At 63.5% G+C, this 21,813-nt stretch carries 23 protein-coding genes; 5 read left to right on the plus strand and 18 right to left on the minus strand.

The features are described 5' to 3' along the window. Nucleotides 1-515, minus strand: a 515-nt coding sequence (locus N436_RS21960) for an AlgP family protein (RefSeq protein ID WP_218277684.1), incomplete at its 3' end; no start/stop codon positions are given. Between the two features lie 179 nt (nucleotides 516-694). Between N436_RS21960 and N436_RS21965 the strand changes: the two genes are divergently transcribed. Further along, entirely contained in the window at nucleotides 695-1,333 is a 639-nt protein-coding gene (locus tag N436_RS21965) for an FKBP-type peptidyl-prolyl cis-trans isomerase (RefSeq protein ID WP_110741945.1), read from the plus strand. 9 nt (nucleotides 1,334-1,342) lie between these two features. Here N436_RS21965 and rsd read toward each other — a convergent pair whose 3' ends face one another. From rsd to N436_RS21995, 7 genes are all read right to left on the minus strand, one after another. Then, nucleotides 1,343-1,813: a sigma D regulator gene (gene rsd, locus N436_RS21970; protein ID WP_110741933.1), complete on the minus strand. Its 471-nt coding sequence runs from the start codon at nucleotides 1,811-1,813 to the stop codon at nucleotides 1,343-1,345. Between the two features lie 231 nt (nucleotides 1,814-2,044). After that, nucleotides 2,045-2,551, minus strand: coding sequence for a disulfide bond formation protein B (locus tag N436_RS21975; protein WP_105947434.1), 507 nt, complete (start codon nucleotides 2,549-2,551; stop codon nucleotides 2,045-2,047). A gap of 222 nt (nucleotides 2,552-2,773) precedes the next feature. Further along, nucleotides 2,774-4,012, minus strand: coding sequence for a heme biosynthesis protein HemY (locus tag N436_RS21980; protein WP_110741934.1), 1,239 nt, complete (start codon nucleotides 4,010-4,012; stop codon nucleotides 2,774-2,776). Next, on the minus strand, nucleotides 4,009-5,109 hold the full coding sequence (locus tag N436_RS28810; RefSeq protein ID WP_182408776.1) for a uroporphyrinogen-III C-methyltransferase: 1,101 nt from the start codon (nucleotides 5,107-5,109) through the stop codon (nucleotides 4,009-4,011). The genes N436_RS21980 and N436_RS28810 overlap by 4 nt, the downstream gene beginning before the upstream one ends. Before the next feature lie 45 nt (nucleotides 5,110-5,154). After that, nucleotides 5,155-5,922, minus strand: a complete 768-nt coding sequence (locus tag N436_RS28815; RefSeq protein ID WP_256590005.1) for a uroporphyrinogen-III synthase — start codon at nucleotides 5,920-5,922, stop codon at nucleotides 5,155-5,157. After that, on the minus strand, nucleotides 5,919-6,860 hold the full coding sequence (gene hemC / locus N436_RS21990) for a hydroxymethylbilane synthase (RefSeq protein ID WP_016714405.1): 942 nt from the start codon (nucleotides 6,858-6,860) through the stop codon (nucleotides 5,919-5,921). Before hemC ends, N436_RS28815 begins: the two co-directional genes overlap by 4 nt. A 197-nt stretch (nucleotides 6,861-7,057) precedes the next feature. After that, the gene (locus N436_RS21995; protein ID WP_015268539.1) at nucleotides 7,058-7,801 is read right to left on the minus strand and encodes a LytTR family DNA-binding domain-containing protein; all 744 of its coding nucleotides are present in this window, start codon (nucleotides 7,799-7,801) and stop codon (nucleotides 7,058-7,060) included. Nucleotides 7,802-8,097: 296 nt separating this feature from the next. Between N436_RS21995 and argH the strand changes: the two genes are divergently transcribed. After that, nucleotides 8,098-9,492, plus strand: a complete 1,395-nt coding sequence (gene argH, locus N436_RS22000) for an argininosuccinate lyase (RefSeq protein WP_110741935.1) — start codon at nucleotides 8,098-8,100, stop codon at nucleotides 9,490-9,492. 131 nt (nucleotides 9,493-9,623) lie between these two features. On the opposite strand, the gene N436_RS22010 is transcribed toward argH, so the two are convergent. Then, nucleotides 9,624-10,286: a glutathione S-transferase gene (locus N436_RS22010; RefSeq protein WP_105947437.1), complete on the minus strand. Its 663-nt coding sequence runs from the start codon at nucleotides 10,284-10,286 to the stop codon at nucleotides 9,624-9,626. A 147-nt stretch (nucleotides 10,287-10,433) separates the two neighbouring features. Here N436_RS22010 and N436_RS22015 point away from each other — a divergent pair, with 147 nt between their 5' ends. After that, nucleotides 10,434-10,736 (plus strand): hypothetical protein, encoded by a 303-nt coding sequence (locus N436_RS22015; protein ID WP_110741937.1) that lies wholly within the window; start codon nucleotides 10,434-10,436, stop codon nucleotides 10,734-10,736. Between the two features lie 69 nt (nucleotides 10,737-10,805). Beyond that, the gene (locus tag N436_RS22020; protein WP_016714401.1) at nucleotides 10,806-11,051 is read left to right on the plus strand and encodes a TIGR02647 family protein; all 246 of its coding nucleotides are present in this window, start codon (nucleotides 10,806-10,808) and stop codon (nucleotides 11,049-11,051) included. Between the two features lie 27 nt (nucleotides 11,052-11,078). Here the strand turns inward: N436_RS22020 and N436_RS22025 are convergent, their stop codons facing one another. The 7 genes from N436_RS22025 to N436_RS22055 form a co-directional block, all read right to left on the minus strand. Further along, nucleotides 11,079-13,010, minus strand: a complete 1,932-nt coding sequence (locus N436_RS22025; RefSeq protein ID WP_110741938.1) for a cytochrome c/FTR1 family iron permease — start codon at nucleotides 13,008-13,010, stop codon at nucleotides 11,079-11,081. 120 nt (nucleotides 13,011-13,130) lie between these two features. Then, a complete protein-coding gene (locus N436_RS22030; protein WP_110741939.1) occupies nucleotides 13,131-14,549 on the minus strand; it encodes an efflux transporter outer membrane subunit in 1,419 nt (472 codons plus the stop codon). Continuing rightward, nucleotides 14,546-15,421 carry an HlyD family secretion protein gene (locus N436_RS22035; RefSeq protein WP_019097418.1) on the minus strand — a complete coding sequence of 292 codons (876 nt, stop codon included), beginning with the start codon at nucleotides 15,419-15,421 and terminating at the stop codon, nucleotides 14,546-14,548. Before N436_RS22035 ends, N436_RS22030 begins: the two co-directional genes overlap by 4 nt. Then, nucleotides 15,418-15,630, minus strand: coding sequence for a DUF1656 domain-containing protein (locus N436_RS22040; protein ID WP_003255905.1), 213 nt, complete (start codon nucleotides 15,628-15,630; stop codon nucleotides 15,418-15,420). The genes N436_RS22035 and N436_RS22040 overlap by 4 nt, the downstream gene beginning before the upstream one ends. Then, nucleotides 15,627-17,714 carry an FUSC family protein gene (locus tag N436_RS22045; protein WP_105947443.1) on the minus strand — a complete coding sequence of 696 codons (2,088 nt, stop codon included), beginning with the start codon at nucleotides 17,712-17,714 and terminating at the stop codon, nucleotides 15,627-15,629. The genes N436_RS22040 and N436_RS22045 overlap by 4 nt, the downstream gene beginning before the upstream one ends. Next, nucleotides 17,711-18,163: a MarR family winged helix-turn-helix transcriptional regulator gene (locus N436_RS22050; protein ID WP_060499478.1), complete on the minus strand. Its 453-nt coding sequence runs from the start codon at nucleotides 18,161-18,163 to the stop codon at nucleotides 17,711-17,713. The genes N436_RS22045 and N436_RS22050 overlap by 4 nt, the downstream gene beginning before the upstream one ends. A gap of 234 nt (nucleotides 18,164-18,397) precedes the next feature. Then, nucleotides 18,398-19,192 carry a tetratricopeptide repeat protein gene (locus N436_RS22055; protein WP_016714395.1) on the minus strand — a complete coding sequence of 265 codons (795 nt, stop codon included), beginning with the start codon at nucleotides 19,190-19,192 and terminating at the stop codon, nucleotides 18,398-18,400. Between the two features lie 207 nt (nucleotides 19,193-19,399). Here N436_RS22055 and N436_RS22060 point away from each other — a divergent pair, with 207 nt between their 5' ends. Next, nucleotides 19,400-19,960 (plus strand): WYL domain-containing protein, encoded by a 561-nt coding sequence (locus tag N436_RS22060; protein ID WP_110741940.1) that lies wholly within the window; start codon nucleotides 19,400-19,402, stop codon nucleotides 19,958-19,960. 110 nt (nucleotides 19,961-20,070) lie between these two features. Here N436_RS22060 and N436_RS22070 read toward each other — a convergent pair whose 3' ends face one another. Together N436_RS22070 and N436_RS22075 are read right to left on the minus strand one after the other, a co-directional pair. After that, nucleotides 20,071-20,934, minus strand: coding sequence for an ABC transporter permease (locus N436_RS22070; protein WP_060499481.1), 864 nt, complete (start codon nucleotides 20,932-20,934; stop codon nucleotides 20,071-20,073). Nucleotides 20,935-20,948: 14 nt separating this feature from the next. Further along, nucleotides 20,949-21,812: an ABC transporter ATP-binding protein gene (locus tag N436_RS22075; RefSeq protein ID WP_016714392.1), complete on the minus strand. Its 864-nt coding sequence runs from the start codon at nucleotides 21,810-21,812 to the stop codon at nucleotides 20,949-20,951. Nucleotide 21,813: the final 1 nt, after the last annotated feature.

Raw genomic sequence — 21,813 nt, forward strand, 5'->3', positions numbered from 1 at the left:
TTGGCAGCAGCAGTCGCTTTGGCGGCTGGCTTCGCCGCAGGCTTGGCAGCAGCAGTCGCTTTGGCAGCTGGCTTCGCCGCAGGTTTGGCTGCAGCCGGCTTGCTGGTTTTGGCAGCACGCGAATCCAGCGCTTTGGCTGCGGCCTCGCGAACCTTGCCTACGCCCTGGGCCAGCTTGAGGCTGTCTTGAGCGTCACGCTTGAGTTGCTGAATATAAGAGCGGGTCTGGGTTTGGCGTTCCTTGAGGGAATCGAGCAGCTCTTCAAGTTCGCCGATGGCTTTTTGCGCTTTGGTCTGCGCCTTGGCTTTACCTGCCTTCGCGGCATCCTGCAATTTCAGGCGGCCGTTGTGCAGTTTTTCCTGCGCTTTGCCACGCTGCTTTTCCAACTTGGCCAGCAGTTTTTCCGCATCAGCCAGCGCTTGCGAGCAGGCCTCTTCCAAGTGTTCGAGCAGGCTGCCCGAAAGTTGCTGGAGCAGGTGTAACGGCGTACTTACTGGCTTCTTTTTGGCCGACATGGTTTACCTCCTGGCTGACGAGATTGCGGCTCATACTATGCTTCTGCTGCTACCGCCGCTAGGGCATGTTGACCGTAATAGTGACGCCGCGTTGCATGCCTGGGCAAAGTTGTTATCTTGCAGCTGCGTGAAAGTGTAGTTGCTGAATTAATCATTGCTGATCTTTGGGAGCCAGGGTGTTGCCTCGATATCTTGTATTAGGTTTATGCCTGCTGGCCCCCATCGCCATGGCCGACAGTGACGAGCACGACCTGGCCTACAGCCTGGGCGCAAGCCTGGGTGAGCGGTTACGCCAAGAGATGCCGGGCTTGCAACTGGATGCACTGGTCGAAGGCCTGAAGCAGTCCTATCAGGGCCAACCACTGAAGCTGGACAAGGCACGCATGCAGGCTGTACTCCAGCAGCATGAAGCACAGGCAGGTGATGCCGACACGCAGAAACTGCGGGCAGCCGAAACACGCTTCATGGCCAATGAGCGTGGGCGTTATGGTGTACACGAACTACCGGAGGGTGTGCTCTACAGTGAACTGCAGGCAGGCACGGGCGCGCAGCCCAAAGCAGGCGGCAAAGTGCAGGTTCGCTATGTGGGCAGGTTGCCGGATGGCTCGGTGTTCGACCAGAACCAGACACCCCAGTGGTTCAACCTGGATTCGGTAATCGAAGGCTGGCAGGTGGCCCTGCCGCAGATGCACGCGGGCGCCAAATGGCGCCTGGTGATTCCTTCAGCGCAAGCCTATGGCGCCGAAGGAGCGGGTGACCTGATCGCACCCTATACACCTCTGGTATTCGAGATCGAGCTGCTGGCGGTTGGCGACTGACGCCAACCTTCAGGCCTCGACTGCGCCCTCTTCCTTGTGCGCGGTGTGCAGCACTTCGATCAGGCAGTCTTCAAGTTCGAAGCGCTCGTGCAGCAAGGCGCCCAACTTCGCCAGCTTCTCGGCGAATCGTTCCGGGTCCGAGCACTCGGCCTTTGCACAATGGTCGTTGAAGGCCAGCGCAATCTGGGTGCTGTCATCAATACGGGGATTGATCTGCGTAGCCAGCTCCAGGCCGCGCGTATCGCCAAACGCCTTGGCTTCGCTGACCAACTGTTCGCTGACCTCGAAGTGCCACGCCGAAACGTAGTCGACAAGGAGTGCGCAGAAGTCCCCGTGCGTATCCTTGTCGGCGAAGGCCGGCTTCACATCGCGCAGGGCGCGGAAAGCCTGCACCAGTTCCTGGCGCTCCTCCAGCCAACGGTCGATCAGCTTGTGAACCCCACCCCAGCGTTCCTGAGCATTCTGACAACTATCGAGCATGGCGATCTCTTCCCTTCTGGGTAGATGCCGCTGCACCTCGCACCACGACCGCGCAGCACAAAGGTGACATCAGCAGGACGGCATCGAGCAGTTGTGTTTTCGGTATACGTGCTGCGAGATTATTCCCGCGCGTGCTGCCCATCAAGGTACGCAGCACACAAAGTTCATACAAGTGTTTAATACCCCGTTACATCGCCATTGGTCGTACTCATGACGCAACCTTGCGCCAGGTCAAGTTCTTGCCAGGGTGCGGAAACGATACGCCAGCAGGCAACTCAAGGGCAGCGTCGCCAGCAGCAGGAAGGCCAGCAGGCTCCACTCGGGCAGCGTCAGGTCGAGAAAGCTCCAGGTCAGCGAGTTGCAATCCGGGCCACCCAGCAACAGTTGCCGCGCCGCCTCGCCCCAGGATTGCTCGAACACCCGCCCAATCGGCACCGGGCATACATGGATGACCGCACCAGCGCCCTGCAACCAGACATGCCGCGCCGCCAGCAACGCACCGGCCAGCGAGCAGCCCAGCGTCGCCCGCGCGTACTGGCGGATGCCCTGCAAGCCTGGCGCCTGCAGCACAGCCCCCAGGCACAGCAACGCGTACGCCGCGAGCAGCAAACGCTGGCTGAAGCACAAGGGGCACGGCACCAGCCCTGGCATGTTTTCCAGTTGGAAAGACGCAGCCAGCACCGCCAGTGCGGCCAGGCAGGCAGGAAGGAAAAAGGAGCGCAAACGGGCCGGCAGCATGGGCGGTGAAGGTCCCGGGGAAGATGGAGTGGCTTGAAACGGTAGAGGAAAGACGCGCTTTGTTTCAAGGCGCGACAGCAACGACAAGTCGCTGAATCGTGTAGGAAATTTCCAGAGTGGTGGTAGGAGGTGACTGAAGAAAGGGATTGCAGCGCCAACGTGCAGGCGTAGATAAATTACCAACCTCCAAAGCCCGCACCTTGGCGCGGGCTTTGGGGTGGGTCAGGCGCGTACGCCTTCTGGCAACGGCAGGGCCAGCAGGCGTTCGTCCAGCAGGCCGAGGCCCTCCTGGAACAGCTGGTTGCTGCGCTCGGTCTCGCCCAGGCCAGCAAGCAGGCGGGCCAGTTCGGCACAGGCCTCGGGGTTGCGCTCCATGCGCAGGCTGCTTTCCAGATAGTCACGTGCCTTGCCCCACAGGCGGTTCTGCAGGCTCAGGCGGCCCAGGGTCAGCAGCAGGCTGGCGTCTTGCGGATGAGCCTTGAGCCAGCCTTCGGCGGCTTGCAGCTGGCGCGCCGGGTCATCACCGCGCACCAACCCGTACAAGCGGGCCAGGTGGCTTTCGTATTCACGCTTGAGCGCAGTGCGCAGCACCTGTTCGGCCTCGCTCTGCGCGCCCACTTGGCGCAATTGCTCGGCGTATGCCAGCACCAGCTGTGGCTCCTGACGCTGGGCTGCGGTCAATTGCTGCCACGCTCGCTCCAGGGCCTGACGCGCACTTTGTGCATCTTCGCCACGGGTGGTGGCCAGGCTCAGGTTCTGGCCCCAGGCGCGTTGTTCAAGGGCAGCCAGCTCGGCGGGCGGCAGTACCTTGCCCTTGCGTAGGTCGGGCAAAAGGCGGATGAGGGCCGACCAGTCACCACGTTCCAGGTGCAGACGTTGCAGCAGGCGCAGCACCTGGGTGTTGTGCGGGTGACGCTCCTGCATGGCCAGCAGGGTTTCCAGGGCCCCGTCACTTTCGCCACGGTCCATCTGCAACTGGGCATGCGTCAGGGCAATGGCCAGTTCCGCTTGCGGCTGGCGCTCCAGCGCCCGCTCCAGCAGGTTGTCGCTGTCTTCGGTGCGGCCTTGCTCGTTGGCGGCACGCGCTGCACCAAGGTAATACAGCAGCGGTTGACGCTCGGCCTCGGCGGCACGGTGCAAGTGGCGCTGGGCGCTGGCCCAGCGGCCTTCGGCGAGGTCCAGCTGGCCCTGCTCGATGGCCACGCGAATGCGCCGGCTACGGTTGCGCCGCGACCACGGGTTGACCACGCCGCTGGAGGTCAGCACCAGGCCAACCAGGTAACGCAACAACCACAGCAGTGCGACCACGGCCAGCAGGCCGGCCAAGGCCGCCCACAGCCCCGACTGATAGCGGAAGCCACCATAGGAAATCAGCACGTAGCCGCTGTGCTTGGCGACTGCGATCCCCAACGCCGCAGCGACCACAATCGCCAGCACAGCCAGCAGGTAGACACGCTTCATGGCTTGCCCCCTTCAGCCTCGGCCGGCAAGTGGCGGCGCTGAATGTAAGCCTGCACGGCCGCCAGGCTCTCGCTGAGGTCGGGGGTAACCACCGACACCGGCTGATCGGCCAGGGCATTCAGGCTGTCGAGCATGGCCTTGCTTTGTGGGTTGTCGGCGTTGAAGTTGGCCAACAGTACGCTACGGGCGTCGTCCAGCGCCTGGGTGTAAACCTTGGCATCACCATTGAGTGCGGCCCACTGGGCCTGCTCGATGGTCAGGCTCAGGGCCAGGCGCAGCTGGTTCAGTTGCTGCCCGGCCAGCAACGGCCGCACGTTGTCATCGGCATTGAAGTCGATCTGGAAGTACTTGGAGATTTCTGCCCACCACTGCGACAGGCGACTGGCACCATCACCGTCGGCAGTCAGGGCGCCGAGTGCATCGGCGTTGCTGGCAAACTCGGGGGACTGGGCACTGAGCTGCTGCACCAGCTCGCGCTGAGCGGCCAGCTTCAGGAACAGGCCGGTACGGTCTGGCTGCTGGGTGCTGTTGAGCGTGGCCAGGCTGCGTGCCAGTTGTTCGCGGGCGGCGAAGGCACCCGGGTCGCTCTGTTCGCGCAGAATTTCGTCAGCGCCCTCGACCAGGGCCTTGGCGCTGGTGATGTCCTGTAGCGCCGACAGGCGCAGGGTGGCCAGGCGCAGCAAGTGCTCGGCCTCGGCCAGGCGCCATTCCTTGCGGCTCTCGCCAAGTACGGTTTCCAGGCGCTGGCTGAGGCGTTGCTGGTCACCTTGCAACTGCGCCACCAGGCGGCGGCGGTCTTCCAGTTCGCTGGCAGCCGGCAGGCTGGCCAATTGCGCGCTGATTTGCTGTTCGCGCTGTTGCAGGGCTTCGGCGCGCTGGTTCAGCGCTTCGATGTGCTGGCCCTGGTTGAACTCACTGCCTTGCAGTTGGCGTACCTGCCAGACACCCCAGCCACCTACCGCCACCCCGGCTGCACCCAGCAGCAAGGCCAGCGCTGCCAGGCCACTGCCGGAGCGCTTGGCGGGTGGGGCGGTGACGGGTTCCGACGGCGCCTGTGCCGACGGCTGATCGTTATTGGACAAGACAGTCTCGCTCACGTATCCATCCTTTGCATGGGGGCGCATCGCGTTCAGCTTAGCGCCTTAAGAGGCAGGTGCAGCGCTGCGCTGCACGGCTGCCAGCAAGGCCGTGGCACTGGCGCCACGGCAATCCACAACCTGTTGGGCCCCGGCGGCCCTGGCCTGCTCGGCGACCCTGGGGCTGGGCACGAACAGCGGCAACTGTGCCAACTGCGGCCAATCGGCGCCGGCCAGCTGCTGCAAATGTTCAAAACCCTGCCCACTGCTGACCACCAGGCCATTGAGGCGTTCCGCTTCGATGCGACGCTTCAGGGTGCCCGCCGGATAAGCCGGCAGGCAGCGACGATACAGTTCCAGATATTCGACACTAGCACCTTGCTCTGCAAGACGCTCTGCCAGCAGTTCGCGACCTCCGACGCCGCGAACGATCAACACACGCGGCGCAGGCATGGCAACGGCCTGGCGCAGGGCCGGGAGCGCCAGCAAGGCTTCGCTGTCATCGCCACGCGGCGGGCAGCTCACCCCCAGGCCTTTCTCCTGCAACACTGCGGCAGTGGCCTCGCCCACGGTGAACCAGCCTTGCCGTGGCGGCTGCAAACCGGCCTCGGCCAGTTGCTCAAGCAACAGCCGGGCGGCAGGTTTGCTGACCACGATGATCGCCTGGAAGCCATGCAGGCCTTCCAGCAACAGGCGTTGCCGGGCCGGCACGGTGACGGGCTCTATCTCCAGCAGCGGCATGCAGCTGCTGCCCACCCCCGCTGCCGCCAGGCTTTGCGCCAGTGCTGCGCAGTCCTCGGCAGGGCGGGTCAGCAACAGGCGCCATTGGCTCACGGGTGGCCGGCCTCGCCGTAGACTTCCTTGAGGATGGCCTCGGCGCCCTGACCCAGCAGGTCTTCGGCTACCTGTACGCCGAGCGTTTCAGCGGCAGAGCGGGGGGCGCGGGCATCGGCCACCAACAAAGTACCGCCGCTAGGCTGACCGACCAGGCCACGCAGCCACAGCTGGTCGCCTTCGAGCACCGCGTAGCAGGCGATCGGCACCTGGCAGCCGCCATTCAGGCGTTTGTTCAGGGCACGTTCGGCCACTACCCGGTCGGCGGTGTCGGCATGGTGCAGTGGCGCCAGCAGCGCGTGGATCTCGACGTCGGCGCTGCGGCATTCGATACCCACCGCACCCTGCCCGCCAGCCGGCAGGCTGTCATCGACGCTGATGGTGGAGGTGATGCGGTCTTCAAAGCCCAGGCGGATCAGGCCGGCTGCAGCGAGAATGATGGCGTCGTACTCGCCAGCATCCAGCTTGGCCAGGCGGGTGTTGACGTTGCCTCGCAGGAAGCGGATTTGCAGGTCTGGGCGGCGCGCCAGCAACTGGGCCTGGCGGCGCAGGCTGGAGGTGCCGACGATGCTGCCGGCAGGCAGCGCTTCAAGGCTGTCGAAGGTATTGGAAACGAAGGCATCGCGTGGGTCTTCGCGCTCGCAGATGCAGTACAGGCCCAGGCCTTCGGGGAAGTCCATAGGCACGTCCTTCATCGAATGCACGGCGATGTCGGCTTCGTTGTCCAGCAGGGCAGTTTCCAGTTCCTTGACGAACAGGCCCTTGCCGCCGATTTTGGCCAGCGGCGCATCGAGCAGCTTGTCACCACGGCTGACCATGGGCACCAGGGTCACCAGCAGACCGGGATGAGCCTGCTCGAGGCGGGCTTTGACGTATTCGGCCTGCCACAGGGCCAAGGCACTTTTACGGGTGGCAATGCGGATTTCGCGAGTGGACATGAAACGCACCGATCCAGAGAAATACCGCCGATGATAACAGCATCGCCGGTATCGCTAGCAGATGTGGATCAGCTGAGGGCCCCTTCGCGGGTAAACCCGCTCCCACAGGCTAATCACCGCCTTCGGAGCGGCACCGTACCTGTAGGAGCGGCTTTAGCCGCGAACAAGGGCGCAGCCCTTGCCATGCGGGCGCCGAATCAGAGGGTTTGCATCATCTTGCGCACGCCAGCCACATGCCGACGGCTGACGGTCAGGGCATCACCGTCCAGGCCTTTCAGGTACAACTGAAAATGCCCCAGCGGGGTGCGCTGCAAGCGCTCGATACGTTCACGGGCCACCAGCGCATTGCGGTGGATCCGCACGAAGCGTTCGCCAAACTCGTCTTCCAGGGCCTTGAGCGGCTCGTCGAGCAGCACCTCCCCGGCCTCATGGCGCAAGGTCACGTATTTATGGTCGGCAATGAAATAGATCACCTGGGGCAAAGGAATCAGTTCGATACCTTTGCGCGTGCGGGCACTGATGTGGCTACGCGGGCCGCCACCTTCATTGGCCGGCCGGGTAAGCGCCGCCAACTGGGCGCGGTTGGGTTTTTCGGCCTTGCGCAAGGCATCGCGCAACGCCTGGGCCTGGAACGGCTTGGTCACATGGCTGAGGGTACTGTCCTTGAATGCCTCGGCACCGTATTCATCATCCCCGGTGCAAAACACCACCGCCGGCGGCGCCTCGCGTTCGCACAAGCGTGCGGCAACCTGCAGGCCATCCAGGCCTGGCATGCCGATGTCCAGCAGGACCACATCGGGCTTGAGGCTTTCGATCAGCGCCAGGGCCTCCTCGCCGTTGGTGGCGCTAGGCTCCAGCACGGTGTAACCCTCCAGTTCGCCGAGCAGCCGGCTAAGCCGTTCACGGCCTTGGGGTTCGTCATCAACGATCAGGACATTCATAATTGCGCTGGATTCCTGAATGAGTCTCGCACAGGTATAGCGTAGACAGGTGTGGTTCGAGCGACACTGCGGTCACGCTCTAGACCGGTGCGATGGCCAAAGATTCACTCGGCCGGCAGATTCACTGCCAGTCCTCTGTCCAACTGTAGACGGTCCGTGGAACACTGCCGTTCATTCCTTAAAATCGTTCACCACCATTTTCCGGGCATTTCTCTCGACCAGCGCCCTGCGGCGGCCAGCCCAACCCTGCTATCATCGGCGCCACTTTTTCGTTCACGCCTGCAATGAGTGAATCCATGAGCACCGACAAGACCAATCAGTCCTGGGGCGGCCGCTTCAGTGAGCCCGTCGACGCCTTCGTCGCCCGTTTCACCGCCTCGGTCGATTTCGACAAGCGCCTGTACCGCCACGACATCATGGGTTCGATCGCCCATGCCACCATGCTGGCGCAGGTCGGCGTGCTCAGCGATGCCGAGCGCGACACCATCATCGATGGCCTGAAAACCATCCAGGGCGAGATCGAGGCTGGCAACTTCGATTGGCGCGTCGACCTCGAAGACGTGCACATGAACATCGAAGCACGCCTGACCGACCGTATCGGCATCACCGGCAAGAAGCTGCACACCGGCCGTAGCCGCAACGACCAGGTGGCCACCGATATCCGCCTGTGGCTGCGCGATGAAATCGACCTGATCCTGGCCGAAATCACCCGCCTGCAGCAGGGCCTGCTGGAGCAGGCCGAGCGTGAAGCCGAAACCATCATGCCTGGTTTCACCCACCTGCAGACGGCCCAGCCGGTCACCTTCGGCCACCACCTGCTGGCCTGGTTCGAAATGCTCAGCCGCGACTACGAGCGCCTGGTCGACTGCCGCAAGCGCACCAACCGCATGCCCCTGGGCAGCGCCGCGCTGGCGGGCACCACCTACCCGATCGACCGCGAACTCACCTGCAAGCTGCTGGGCTTCGAAGCCGTGGCCGGCAACTCGCTGGACGGCGTGTCGGACCGCGACTTCGCCATCGAATTCTGCGCCGCTGCCAGCGTGGCGATGATGCACCTGTCACGCTTCTCCGAAGAGCTGGTGCTGTGGACCAGCGCGCAGTTCCAGTTCATCGACCTGCCGGACCGCTTCTGCACCGGCAGCTCGATCATGCCGCAGAAAAAGAACCCGGACGTACCAGAGCTGGTACGTGGCAAGAGCGGCCGCGTGTTCGGCGCCCTGACCGGCCTGCTGACCCTGATGAAAGGCCAGCCGCTGGCCTACAACAAGGACAACCAGGAAGACAAGGAGCCGCTGTTCGACGCCGCCGACACCCTGCGTGACTCGCTGCGTGCCTTTGCCGACATGATCCCGGCGATCAAGCCCAAGCATGCCATCATGCGTGAAGCGGCCCTGCGCGGCTTCTCCACCGCCACCGACCTCGCCGACTACCTGGTGCGCCGTGGCCTGCCGTTCCGTGACTGCCACGAAATCGTTGGTCACGCGGTGAAGTATGGCGTGGACACCGGCAAGGACCTGGCCGAGATGAGCCTGGACGAACTGCGCCAGTTCAGCGACCAGATCGAGCAGGACGTGTTTGCCGTGCTGACCCTGGAAGGGTCGGTGAATGCCCGTGACCACATTGGTGGTACGGCGCCGGCGCAGGTGCGTGCGGCGGTTGTGCGCGGCAAGAGCCTGCTGGCTTCGCGCTAAGGCCCATTGCGAGGGCTTTGCCCTCGATCGCCGGCAAGCCAGCTCCCACAGGGACGGCACTTTCCTTGAAAGTTGCACTGTACCTGTGGGAGCTGGCTTGCCGGCGATGGGCTGCGAAGCAGCCCCTGCTTTTAGCGTTTACCGCTTCGAATCATCTCCATGAAGGCTGGCATCGCCGCCTCCTTGTCCGCCACGATCCGCGCCATGTGTGGGTTCTCGCCCATCAGTTGCAGCAACGCCTTGCCCTGCGGAAAGTCCGCAAGGAAGTCGATGTTCAGCACCTTTTTGCCCACGGCATAAGCCAGGTCGACCGAGAAGCAGAACATCAGGTCTGCCAGCGTCAGTTGCTCGCCTGCTACAAACGGCGCAAAGCGACCGTTACGCTTGAGGGTTGCGAATCCGGCCAGCAAATCGGCCCGGGCTTTCTCTTTGACCAGCGGCTCAACCGACATGCTGAAGAACGATTCGGCATAGCAAGTACGCGCTGGCAGCTCGATATACAGCTCGATTTCCTTGAGCAGCTCACGCACCTTGGCCTGCCCGAACGGGTCGGCCGGCAGCAGTGCCTTGCCGCCTTGGGTCTGTTCGATATAGTCGAGGATCACACTGGTTTCACTCAGGAAGCCGTGTTCGGTTTCAAGCACTGGCACCTTGCCGCGTGGGCTCACTGCCAACGCCTGTGGCGCCTGGCCGCCATAGAATGCGACTTCCTCGAAGGGCAGGCCTTTTTCCAGCAGGGCCAGCTTGACCATGTTGTAGTAGTTGCTGACCGAGAATCCGTAAAGCTTGAGCATGAGGTAACAGCCTCCAGGCCGTAAGGGGTTGGCCCGGGTTTTATAGACCGTACGCCCGCCCCTGACCAGCGTCATGCACCCCGTCAATGCCCGGGCATTGCCGCCACAGGCGTGGCACACTGTGCATCCCATCACAGGAGTACCGCCATGAGCGAGCCCACCGACATCGATAATGACGACGACGAAGCCTTCGCCGAGGCAACGCTGACCCAGGCCATCGAGAACCAGATCGAAAGCGGCGAGCCGCCAGCCGCCAAGGCCACGTTCAACAAGCTGACCCTGGTTGGCTACGAGCGCGAGGACATCCTCAACCTGATGGCCCATGTGCTGGCCTTCGAGATCGACAACATGCTGGTAGAAGACCGCGCGTTCAACGGCGAGTGGTATGAGAACGCTTTGCGGGCGCTGCCTGAACTGCCGCCTGAGATGGATCAAAGCGAGGACGAATAATCCGACTACACTCCAAGGTCAGGCACCGCTGACGGTGCCGCCATCCTTGTCTGGAAGTCAGGAGCCGCCATGCCTTTTACCCCCGATCTGATCGACGAACTGGAAGTACTCGCGCTGTTCAAACACGACAGCAGCCAGGAAGGCATCAAGATAACCAGCACCGCCGCCCCTGCCCTGATCGCGGCTGCGCAACGCCTGCATGAAAAAGGGCTGACCGATCAACCCGATGGCGGCTACCTGACCAGCCTGGGTCATGACGCCGTTGAAAGTGTCCAGCTGCTGCAGAACATTCTCAAGGCACCACAACCTGCCTGATCAAATAGGTTTCTCAGGATGGCGGCCTCAGTTGGCCGCCGCCCTGCGCTTTTCCGCCAACCGCGAGCGCCCATACAGGAACATGATGGCCAGCAAGGCCACCGCCTGCGCCGACAGCGAGTAGGCATCGGCATGAATACCAAGCCAGTCGAACTCGAAGAACGCCACCGGCCGCGTACCCAGTACACCGGCCTCTTGCAGCGCTTTCACGCCATGCCCGGCAAACACCACCGACAGCGCGCACAGCAGCGCGGCGTTGATGCTGAAGAACAGTGAAAGCGGCAACTTGGCCGAGCCACGCAGAATCACCCAGGCCAATCCCACCAACAGCACCAGCGCCGTGGCGCCACCCGCCAGCACCGCCTGGTGCCCGGCAGGGCCTGCCTGCAGCCACAGGGTTTCGTAGAACAGAATCACTTCGAACAGTTCGCGGTACACCGAGAAAAACGCCAGCAAGGCGAAGCCGAAACGCCCCCCGCCACTGACCAGGCTGCTCTTGATGTAGTTCTGCCAGGCTGCGGCGTGGCGTCGGTCATGCATCCACACGCCGAGCCACAGCACCATCACTGCAGCGAACAACGCCGTGCAACCTTCCAGCAACTCACGCTGGGCCCCACCCACATCGATCACGTAAGCGGCCAGCGCCCAGGTGGCAAAGCCGGCAACCAGCGCCAGGCCCCAGCCAATGTTGACGCTGCGCACCGCCGACTGCTGGCCGGTGTTGCGCAGGAAGGCCAGGATCGCCGCCAGAACCAGAATGGCTTCAAGGCCTTCGCGCAGAAGAATCAGCAAACCGGAGATAAAGCTCAGCGACCAGCTCAAGCCATCGCTGCCCAACAGCTTCGCGGCCTGGTCGAGCTTGGTCTTGGCTTCGGCCAGCCGTTGCTCGGCCTGGACCACGGGCAGCCCGTCCTGCAGCGATTGGCGATAGGCCATCAGGGATTTTTCAGTGTCCTTGCGCACCTGAGTGTCAATGTTGTCCAGCGAGCTTTCTACCAGCTCAAAGCCTTCCAGGTAGGCTGCCACCGACAGGTCATAGGCTTGGTCATGGTCACCTGCGCGGTAGGCGGTCAGGCTCTTGTCCAAGGTGCTGGCGGTGTACTCCAGCAATTGCGCCGGGCCACGCTTGACCTGCGGCGGCTGGGCACGCTGGGCGCGGAACGCCTCCAGCACCGCCGCGCCTTCGTTTGCAGCGACTTCGGCCGGAGTCTGGCGGGCCAGATCGGCGATGTTCCAGGTCTTGTCGCTTTTGGCAGCCTGCGGGTTGGCCGAGAAGCTGGCGATGTAGGCGGCCACATCCCAACGCTGACGGTCGTCAAGCTGATCGGCAAAGGACGGCATTTCGGTGCCGTCGATGCCGAGGGCCAGGGTGTTGTAGAGGTCGAACAGGCTCAACTGGTCGAGGCGGGCGGCATCACGCAGGTTGGCCGGGGCAGGTTCCAATCCTACGCCCGCTGGGCCATCGCCTGCGCCTGTGTCGCCGTGGCAGATTGAGCAGTTTTGCGCATAAAGGGCAGCACCGCGGGCCGGGTCCGGGGTGATCACCGGAGCCTGGCTGACTTCATAAGCAACTGCCAGGCGAGCACCCAACTGCCGGGCCTGCCTGGCGACGGACGCGCCGTCCTGGCGCTGGTCGATAGCCAACCTCAACGCCTGGACGCCCTGCTCCAGGCCCGCTTGCTCGGCGTTTGCCGGCAAGGCCTTCACCAGGTCGGCCAATACCGTGCTGAACTCCTGTTGTTCACGGTATTCGCCATCGTCGATCACCTTGCCATCGCGCACAGTCGGCGGGTAGTCGGCGCCGATGTAATCGAGCAGGTGCAAGGCCTTGGCGGCCTCGGCGGGGGCTTCGGCCATCGCCATGGTGCTGCACAGCGCCAGCACCGGCCACAGAAGCCAGGCAAGCAGACGGGAACGGGTTTTCATGGCCAGTCTCGGAGGGAATGCGAAAGAGAACATTGTTCACTCCGACTTGGCTTCCCTCAAGGGTGCTGGGCGGATTTCATGAAAAATCTTGCTACAAATCTGATGGAGCGGAGATACACAGGACTTGTGAGCTGGCTTGCCGGCGATTGGGCCTCAAGGCCTGGCGGTATCCTTCCAGCCACCACCGAGGGCAAGGAACACCCCAATCTGCCCCATCGCCACCTGGCTGTTGGCCGTCGCCAACTGCGCGCGCATATCGGTATAGGTACGCGTCGCCTGCAAATCCGCCAGGAACGACTCACGCCCCGCCTGGTAATACCGGTGCGTCTGGTCCGCCGCTTCCTTGGCCGATTTTTCTGCCTCGGCCAGCGCATCGCGCCGGTCCAGCAGCGCGCTGTATTGCGCCAGGCGGGTCTGGGTTTCGCGAATGGCGTTCAGCACCACGCCATCAAAGTTCGCCAAGGCCGCTTGGGTAGAGGCTTCGGCCATGCGAATGCGCGCACGGGTGCCGTTGGTAGGGATGGTCCAGCTGATCTGCGGGCCGACGCCCCAGCGGTTGGTCGCGGGCTCACCCAGGTTCTCCAGGATGCCGATGGTGCCGACCTGGGCGCCGATGCTGATATCCGGGTACAGCGCGCCAGTGGCAACGCCGATGTAAGCGGTGGCTGCGGCCAGTTGACGTTCAGCCTGACGCACATCGGGACGGCGCTTGAGCAACGCGGCGCCATCGCCCACTGGCACCAGCTGGTTCAGGTGCGGCAGCTCGGCACAATCGGCGGTGCCGGCAGGCAACTGGTCAACAGGCTTGGCCAGCAGAGCCGCCAGGGTATACATGCCGGTCTCGCGCTCGGCCTTGAAACGCGGCAGTTCGGCACGCAACGATTTGAACTGGGTTTGCGACCGGGTGACCTGGGTTTCATCACCACGGCCGGCATCGCGCAGGCGCTGGTTCAGCTTCACGCTCTGCTCCTGCAAATCGAGCGACTCGCGGGCGATGTGGTATTCCTCGTTGGCCGAGCACACTTGGGTATAAGCCTTGACCACATCCGCCACCAGGGTGATGCGGGCAGTGTCGGCAGCGGCCTGCACTGCGTCGGCATTGGCCTTGGCAGCCTCGGTACCGCGCTTGAAAGTGCCCCACAGGTCGAACTGGTACGAAGAGCTGATGATGGCCTCGCCGATGTTGGCCACCGGCACCTTCTCGGGCAGCAGGAAGGCTTCACCCGACTCCTGCAGGCGCTGGGCACCCAGTTTGACGCCGCCGTTGAAGCCACCTTGCGATTCGGCCACTTCGACCTGCGCGCGGGCCTTGGCGATGTTGGCGGCGGCTACGCGCAATTCGGTGTTGGCACTCAAAGCCTGGCGCACCAGTTCGTTCAGCCGCTGATCCTGATACAGCTGCCACCAGTCCTCAGGCACCGGTGCCGAGACCACGCTGTCGGCATCCTGGCGCAACGGGCCGTTAAGGTCGCTGCGTTGTACCGCCGCGTCCTTCGGCACCTCATAGTCCGGGCCCACCATCATGCAGGCCCCCAGCGACAGGCACAGGCCGGCCAGGATCAGCTGTTTCATGGGTGCTGGCCCTCGATGATCGACACCGTGGCGGTGCGCCCGGCAATCATGCGGAAGTCTGCCGGCACTTCGTCGAAGGCGATGCGCACCGGAATACGCTGGGCCAGGCGCACCCAGCTGAACGCCGGGTTGACGTTGGGCAGCAGGTTGGCGCCGCTGCTACGGTCGCGGTCTTCAATGCCGGCAGCGAAGCTTTGCACATGGCCGCGCAGGCGGGTGTTGTCACCCATCACGCGGATGTCCACGGCATCACCGATCTGGATACCGCCCAGCTTGGTTTCTTCAAAGTAGCCATCGACGTGGTACGAAGCGCTGTCGACCACCGACAGCACCGGGCGGCCGGCGGTGACGAATTCGTGGTTACGCGGGGCGCGGTCGTTGAGGTAGCCGTCAACCGGGCTGCGCACCACCGAGCGGTCGAGGTTGAGCTGGGCGGTATCGACCGCCACCTGAGCCTCGCTCACAGCCGAGCGGGCGCGGGCCTCGCGGGACTGGCTTTCTTCCAGTTGCTCGGCGGCCACCAGGTTGCCCAGCTTGCGGTTGCGCTGCGCTTCGCGCGAGGCCTGGGCCAGGGTCTCCTGGCGCTCGCCGAGGGTGGCCTTGGCCTGGCGCAGGGCCAGGGTGAAGCGGTCCTGGTCGATGGTGAACAGCACGTCGCCGCGTTTGACGGTCTGGTTGTCGCGCACCTCGACCTTCTGGATCAACCCGGACACATCCGGGGCTATCTGGATCACGTCGGCGCGAATGTGGCCGTCGCGGGTCCAGGGGGCAAACATGTAGTACACCACCATCTGCCACACGAGCACGGCGGCGAAGGTCACTACCAGCAAGGTCAGGACCACACGGCCCAAGGTCAGCAAAGGTTTTTTCATGGCAGCATCAGGTTTCGGCAAAAGTGGTCCACCGCGCCAAGCAGCACGGCATACAGGGCAACGTTGAACAACGCCCGGTGCCAGACCAGGCGGTAGAAGTGCAGGCGCACCAGCACCGCATGCACCCCCAGGAACAACAGGTAGGTGCCAAACATCATCACCAGCAGCGTGGGCAGGAACACCCCGCTGATATCCAGTTCACCAATCACAGGGGCGCTCCGTCGAGGCCGGGGGGCAGTTGCGGTTGTTCGGCGGGTTCGAGCATCACTTCCACACCCGGCAGCAGCGCCAGTCGCAAGCCGCTCAGGGCATGCAGCAGGTGGGTGCGGGCATCGCCGCGCTCGTACAGTTCATCCAGGTTCAGCGCCAGGCGTGCGCGCTCCATGTTGCGCAGCAGTGCGGCCGGGGCATGCAGGCGTTCACCGGCACGCAGGCAGGCGGCGTAGTGTGCGCCAACTTCCTCGACCACCGTGTTCAGGCGTTCGCGGGCTTGCTGGCCGGCACGCGGCATGTAGGCGAGCAAGTCGAGCAGGTTTAGCCCTACGCGCAGGTCGCGCAGTGCCACGCCGCTGTCCTGGCCGGTTTGCGACAGCCGCGGCAGGTGCTGCATCAGGCGGTCGAGCATTTGCACACCCACCTGGCGGTGCTCGGCCAGGGTGGCGGGTTCGGTCATTTCTACGATGTCGCGCCAGGCGAAGCGGGTCATGCGTTTGGCCGCCAGTTCCACCCCGAACGGGCGCATTACCAAGGTCCAGATGAACGCGAACAACAGGCCCACGGGGCCGGCCAGGTTGGAGTTGAGGAAGGTGAAGAAGTCGGCGTCGTAGGCGCCCTGGATGCTGATGAAGGTCGAGGTGTTGACGATGGTCAACAAGGTACCCAGGTAGAAGCGCGGCTGCACGGTCAGGGTGCCGACGCAGATGAACGGCACGGCGAAGGCCAGCACCAGCATCGGGAAGTCGTGCAGGTTGGGCAGCACCAGGAACAGGTACAGGCTGGAGAAGATGACCGACATCAGCGTCCAGAAGAAGAACCGGTAGATCTGCGGTGCCGGGTCGTCCATGGCGGCAAAGAAGCTGCACGACACAGCGGCGAGGATCACCGCGCTGGCGCCGTCGTTCCAGCCCAGGCCGATCCACAGGCCGCAGGCGACAACGATCGCCAGTACGGTGGAGGCCACTGAATACAGCATCAGGCCACGGTCGAAGAACGCCGTCAGGCGGCCTAGGCGCCAGTGGCGGTACACCGCGCGCCAAGGCTTGGCATCGTCGGTACGCAGGGCATGTTGCAGGGTACAGCAGTCCTGCCACAGGTCAGCCCATTCGCTCAGACGGTACAGGGCGTTGGACAGCAGCAGCTCGGCACGTTGGTCGAGGGCAGCAGCGCCGGGCTGCAGGCGATCGATCTGTTCATGCAGTGCGGTCCAGCGTGCGACCGAAGCACTTTCGGCAGTGCCTTTGAGCCATTCGCGGGCAGCCTCAAGCACTGGCTGAAGCTGAACGAACTGCGCCGGGGCGCGGCCTTCCAGGGCAACCAGTGCGTCATCAAGGGCGTCGATCACTGGCAGCAGGTGAATCATGCGCCCGCGCAACTCACGGGCGTTTTTCAGCGTATGCGGGCCGGCGCCTTCATGGCCGAGCTGGCCGATCATCAGCTCCAGCGAGTTGAAGGTGGCGACCATCGCCCCGCGCATGCCACCAACCTTGTCGGCACTGACTTCGCGGGCCAGGTAGGTGTCGCTGTAGCGGATCGCTTCGGTGAACCAGCTACCGGTGGCGCCAACCACCACAGGGGCAAGCCGGCGCGGCCAGAAAATGGCACCGACCACTGCCGCGCAGACGATACCCAGGCAGATTTCCTGCGCCCGGGACGATGCCACGTCGAACACTGCCAGCGGGTTATCCACAACCGCCAGCGCAATCATCGGCAGGGTATAACCGGCCAGCATCAGCACGTAGTTGTTGGCCGTACGCAGGTTCAGCGACAGGAACAGCAAGGTGCCCGTCCACAAGGCAATGGCGATACTCAGCAACAACGGCGACTGCACCAGTGGTGGCACCAGGAAAATCGCGCCACCGGCCCCCAACAGTGTGCCCACGGCGCGGTACAGGGCCTTGGAACTGGTCGGGCCGACGAACGGGCTAGAGACGATGTACACCGTGGCCATCGCCCAATAGGGACGTGGCAACTGCATGAGCAGCGCAATGTACAGGGCGATCATGGAGGCCGCGAAGGTACGCACGCCGTAGAACCAGTCACGCGCCGGGGGGACTGAGCTGAAGAAACCGTTCATGCCGCCCCGCCCGTGCTGCCCAGGCCGGCCGCTTCGAAGGCACGCAGCACGCGCAAGGCAGCTTCCAGGTCGGCCTGGTCGATGCCGTTCAGCACATCGCGACGCAGGCGCACCAGCTCGGCTTCAATGGCTTCGGCCAGGGCGCGGCCTTCGGCGGTCAGGCTCAGGGCTTTGGCGCGGCGGTCCAGTGGGTCCTCGCTGCGGCATACCAGGCCGGCCTTGCACAGTTGGTCGAGCAGGCGCACCAGCGACGGGCTTTCGAGGCCGGCAGCCTGGGCAACAGCCACCTGATGCACGCCATCACCCAGGCGCACGATCATCAGCAGAGGCGCGGCGCAGGCCTCGGAAATACCGTAACCGGTCAGGGCGGTGTGGCAGATGCGCCGCCAGTGGCGGGCGGCAACCACCATGCCGCTGCTGACTTGCAGGCGCAGGAGATCAAGGGACATGGAAGGAACCAAGGATATTCATAGTTTGCTAACTATCAATATACGCCTTGCCCTCCCCCTGTCGTCAACAGGGGGCGACGGGGGGCATGAATGAATTGTTGTTCATTTTCCAGCCTGTGCTGGCCCTTTCGCGGGCACGCCCGCTCCCACAGGTACCCCACAAATCCTGAGCCTTGTGGTTTTCCTGTGGGAGCGGGCGTGCCCGCGAAGAGGCCGGCACAAGCTACAGAAAACTCAGGGCTGAATCTGATCTTCCAGTTTCATGGTCAGGGCCAATGTACTACCCATCTGCACCGCCCGGTCCCGCCACTCCTGGTAGCGCACCGCGTCCCGGCTGCTGAAGTGCACCGCCAGCTCCTCGGCTGCCTGTACCACCCCCGCCGCTGCCGCCAGCTCCAGCCAGTACAACGCAGCCTTGAGGTCGGCATCCACATACAGCCCGTGCATCAGCCGGTAACCCACCTCGAAACGGCAGCGTGCCTCACCCCGCTCGGCCCCGCGCATGAACCACTGGTAAGCCTGCACCAGGTCGACCTGCCAATCCTGGTCGCCATCGCACACTTCCTCCTCATACAGGTCACCCAATGCTGCAGCCGCATGCAACATGCCCCGTTCGAAGGCCTGCCGGTAGCACTCCGCCGCCTGCACATAGGAGGGGTCGATGCCTTTGCCAAAATAATGCTGCTGCCCGAGATTGAACCAGGCGGCGGCATTGCCCTGCAGAGCAGCCATGCGCAGCAGGTGACCGGCCAGCACGGTATCGGCGCGCCAGTACTTTCCGTTGAGCCAGATCCAGCCGAGGTCGTTCAGCGCCGCCACACTGCCTTGCAACGCCTGACGGCGCAGGTCGACGTATACCGCCTGCAGATCACTGGCCTCATCCAGGCGGTTGACCAGCAATGAGCGCTGGCTGGGCAAGCCCACGCCGGCGAACAGGGGTAGCCGCCTCCCGACGGGGGTCGGTGGAGCGATGACCCGCTCGGGCAGAAGGCGGGCAAGCAGCGAATGGATATTGCTGGCAGCAGACATGTTCATCCTCATTGAACGACGCACAACCCCAACCTTCGGCTGTGATGAGGCGTGATTCTGCGTGACGTCACGTCAAAACCTGTCGCGAACGATTCGGTACCAGGCAACCAAATGCGACTTCCTTGATCTGAGCAGGCTGTGGCCAATTGCCATGCCCCTCGCGTGCCGCCATCCTATTGCGGCAAGCCTAGACAAGGACGTTATCTTTTGCCGTTCGCCACCACCCGCGCCACCCTCAGCCGACAGTGGGCACTGCTGCGCCAGCTGCCCAGCCGCTCCCCAGGCATAACCAGCGCCGAGTTGGTGTGGCGCCTGCGTGACGTGGGCTTCACGGTCAGCAAACGCACGGTCGAGCGTGACCTCAACGAGCTTTCGCTGATATTTCCGCTGGAACGCAATGACAAGAGCATCCCGTTCGGCTGGCACTGGTCGGCAAGTGCGGTGGGTGAATTGCGCGGTAATTTCGACTTGCTGACGCACCTGCGGGGGGACGCGTTGCAACCGGTGCAGGGTGAAGGTGTGGAGCTGGTGGCGCGGATCAGCGACGCACTGGCGCGGCAGTTGCGGGTTGCACCGTTGAGCAACGATATGCAGCTGACGGCGCTGGAGCATGGGCATCGGTTGCGGGCCACGGTGAACGATGGCTGGCCATTGCGCTGGTGGCTGTTGAGCCATGGGGATGGGGTGGTGGTGGAGCAGCCTGCGGGGTTGCGCGAGGAAATTGGCAAGATCCTCAGTAATGCAGCTGCGCAGTACCAGACTGTATAGCCTGAACTGGCCCTATCGCCGGCAAGCCAGCTCCCACAGGTACTCCACAGGTCTTGAGGTTTTTGGCTTTCCTGTGGGAGCTGGCTTGCCGGCGATAGGGCCGGTTCAGGTCAACGCTGCATTCCCCAACGCCGCACAGTCAGCCGCTCCAGGGTGTTGAACACCAGCCCTTCCACCAACAACCCGATCAGGATCACCACCGCCAACCCGGCAAACACCTTGTCGGTATACAGCTCGTTACGGTTCTGGAAGATGTACCAGCCTAACCCGCCCTTGCCGCTGCTGGCACCAAAGACCAGTTCGGCAGCGATCAGGGTACGCCAGGCAAACGCCCAGCCGATCTTCAGCCCCGACAGGATCGACGGCAAGGCCGCCGGCACCAAGATGTGCAACACCAGCCGCAGCCCTTTCAGGCCATAGTTGCGGCCAGCCATGCGCAGCGTTTCCGACACACCAAGGAAACCGGCGTAGGTATTGAGCGCCAACGCCCACAGCACCGAATGCACCAGCACGAAGATCAGGCTGTTGTCGCCCAGCCCGAACCACAGCAAGGCCAGTGGCAACAGCGCAATGGCCGGTAACGGGTTGAACATCGACGTCAGCGTACCTAGCAGGTCCCGGCCCAGCTGGGTCGAAACCGCCAGACTGGTCAGGCCAAAGGCCAGGACGATACCCAGCACATAGCCCTTGAGCAGTATCACCAGCGAAACCCCGACTTTGGCGGGCAGTTCACCGCTGGCCAGGCCGTCCCACAGGGCGGCGGCGGTTTGCAAGAAGCCTGGCAGCAGCAGGTCGTTACCCTGATAACGGGCTACGGCCTCCCACAGCATGGCGATTACCAGCAGGATAACCGCCTTGCGCAGCCAGCCTTGCTGCCACAAGCGCTGCACCAAGGGGAGTTGGCGTTCTACAGGCACACTGAGCAAGGGCTCCAGCTGCACCTCGTATTCCTGGCGTACAGGTGTAGTGGTCATGGCTGAAGCTCCTGTCAGTAGGCGATGCGGATATCGTTGAAGCCAAGGTCGTCAGCCTGTTCCGGGGTATCCGCCTCGTCGAACAGCAAACGGTGAATACGCCGGGCACTGGCCTGGAAGTCGCTACCACCCAGGCTGCCCAGGTTGTACTGGTGGCTGTGCACTTCGGCACGCACCCGCCCCGGGTGCGGCGACAACAGCAGGATACGGTTGCCAACCACCAGTGCTTCTTCGATGGAGTGGGTGACGAACAACAGGGTGAACCGCACCTCCTCCCACAGCAGCAACAGCTCTTCCTGCATCTTGCGCCGGGTCAGCGCATCCAGGGCAGCGAACGGCTCATCCATCAACAGGATCTTGGGCTGGGTGGCCAAGGCCCGGGCAATTGCCACACGTGCCTTCATACCACCGGACAACGTGTGTGGATAAGCATCGGCAAAGGCGGCCAGACCGACCTTTTCCAGATAATGCAGTGCCCGTTCCTCCGCCTCTGCGCGCTTGAGCTGGCCAGACACCAGCAGCGGAAACATGACGTTCTGCTTCACCGTTTTCCACGGTGGCAACTGGTCGAACTCCTGAAACACCACGATGCGGTCGGGGCCTGGGCCACGCACTGTCTGGCCCTGCAGCAGAATCTGCCCTTCTTGCGGCTGGATAAAACCGGCCACGGCTTTGAGCAGGGTGGACTTGCCACAGCCGGAGGGGCCGAGCAGTACAAAACGATCAGCGCGGTCGACTTCGAAGCTGACCTGATGGGTGGCCCGCACCACGCGTTGCGCGGTGCGGTATTCGAGGCTGAGGTTATCCACCTTGAGCAAAGGCGGCGTTGCGACACGGCTCAGGTTGCTGGCCGTGTGGCCTGGCAATGGGGCGGTCATG

It is taken from the genome of Pseudomonas sp. RV120224-01b, assembly GCF_003208145.1.
Classification (GTDB): domain Bacteria; phylum Pseudomonadota; class Gammaproteobacteria; order Pseudomonadales; family Pseudomonadaceae; genus Aquipseudomonas; species Aquipseudomonas monteilii.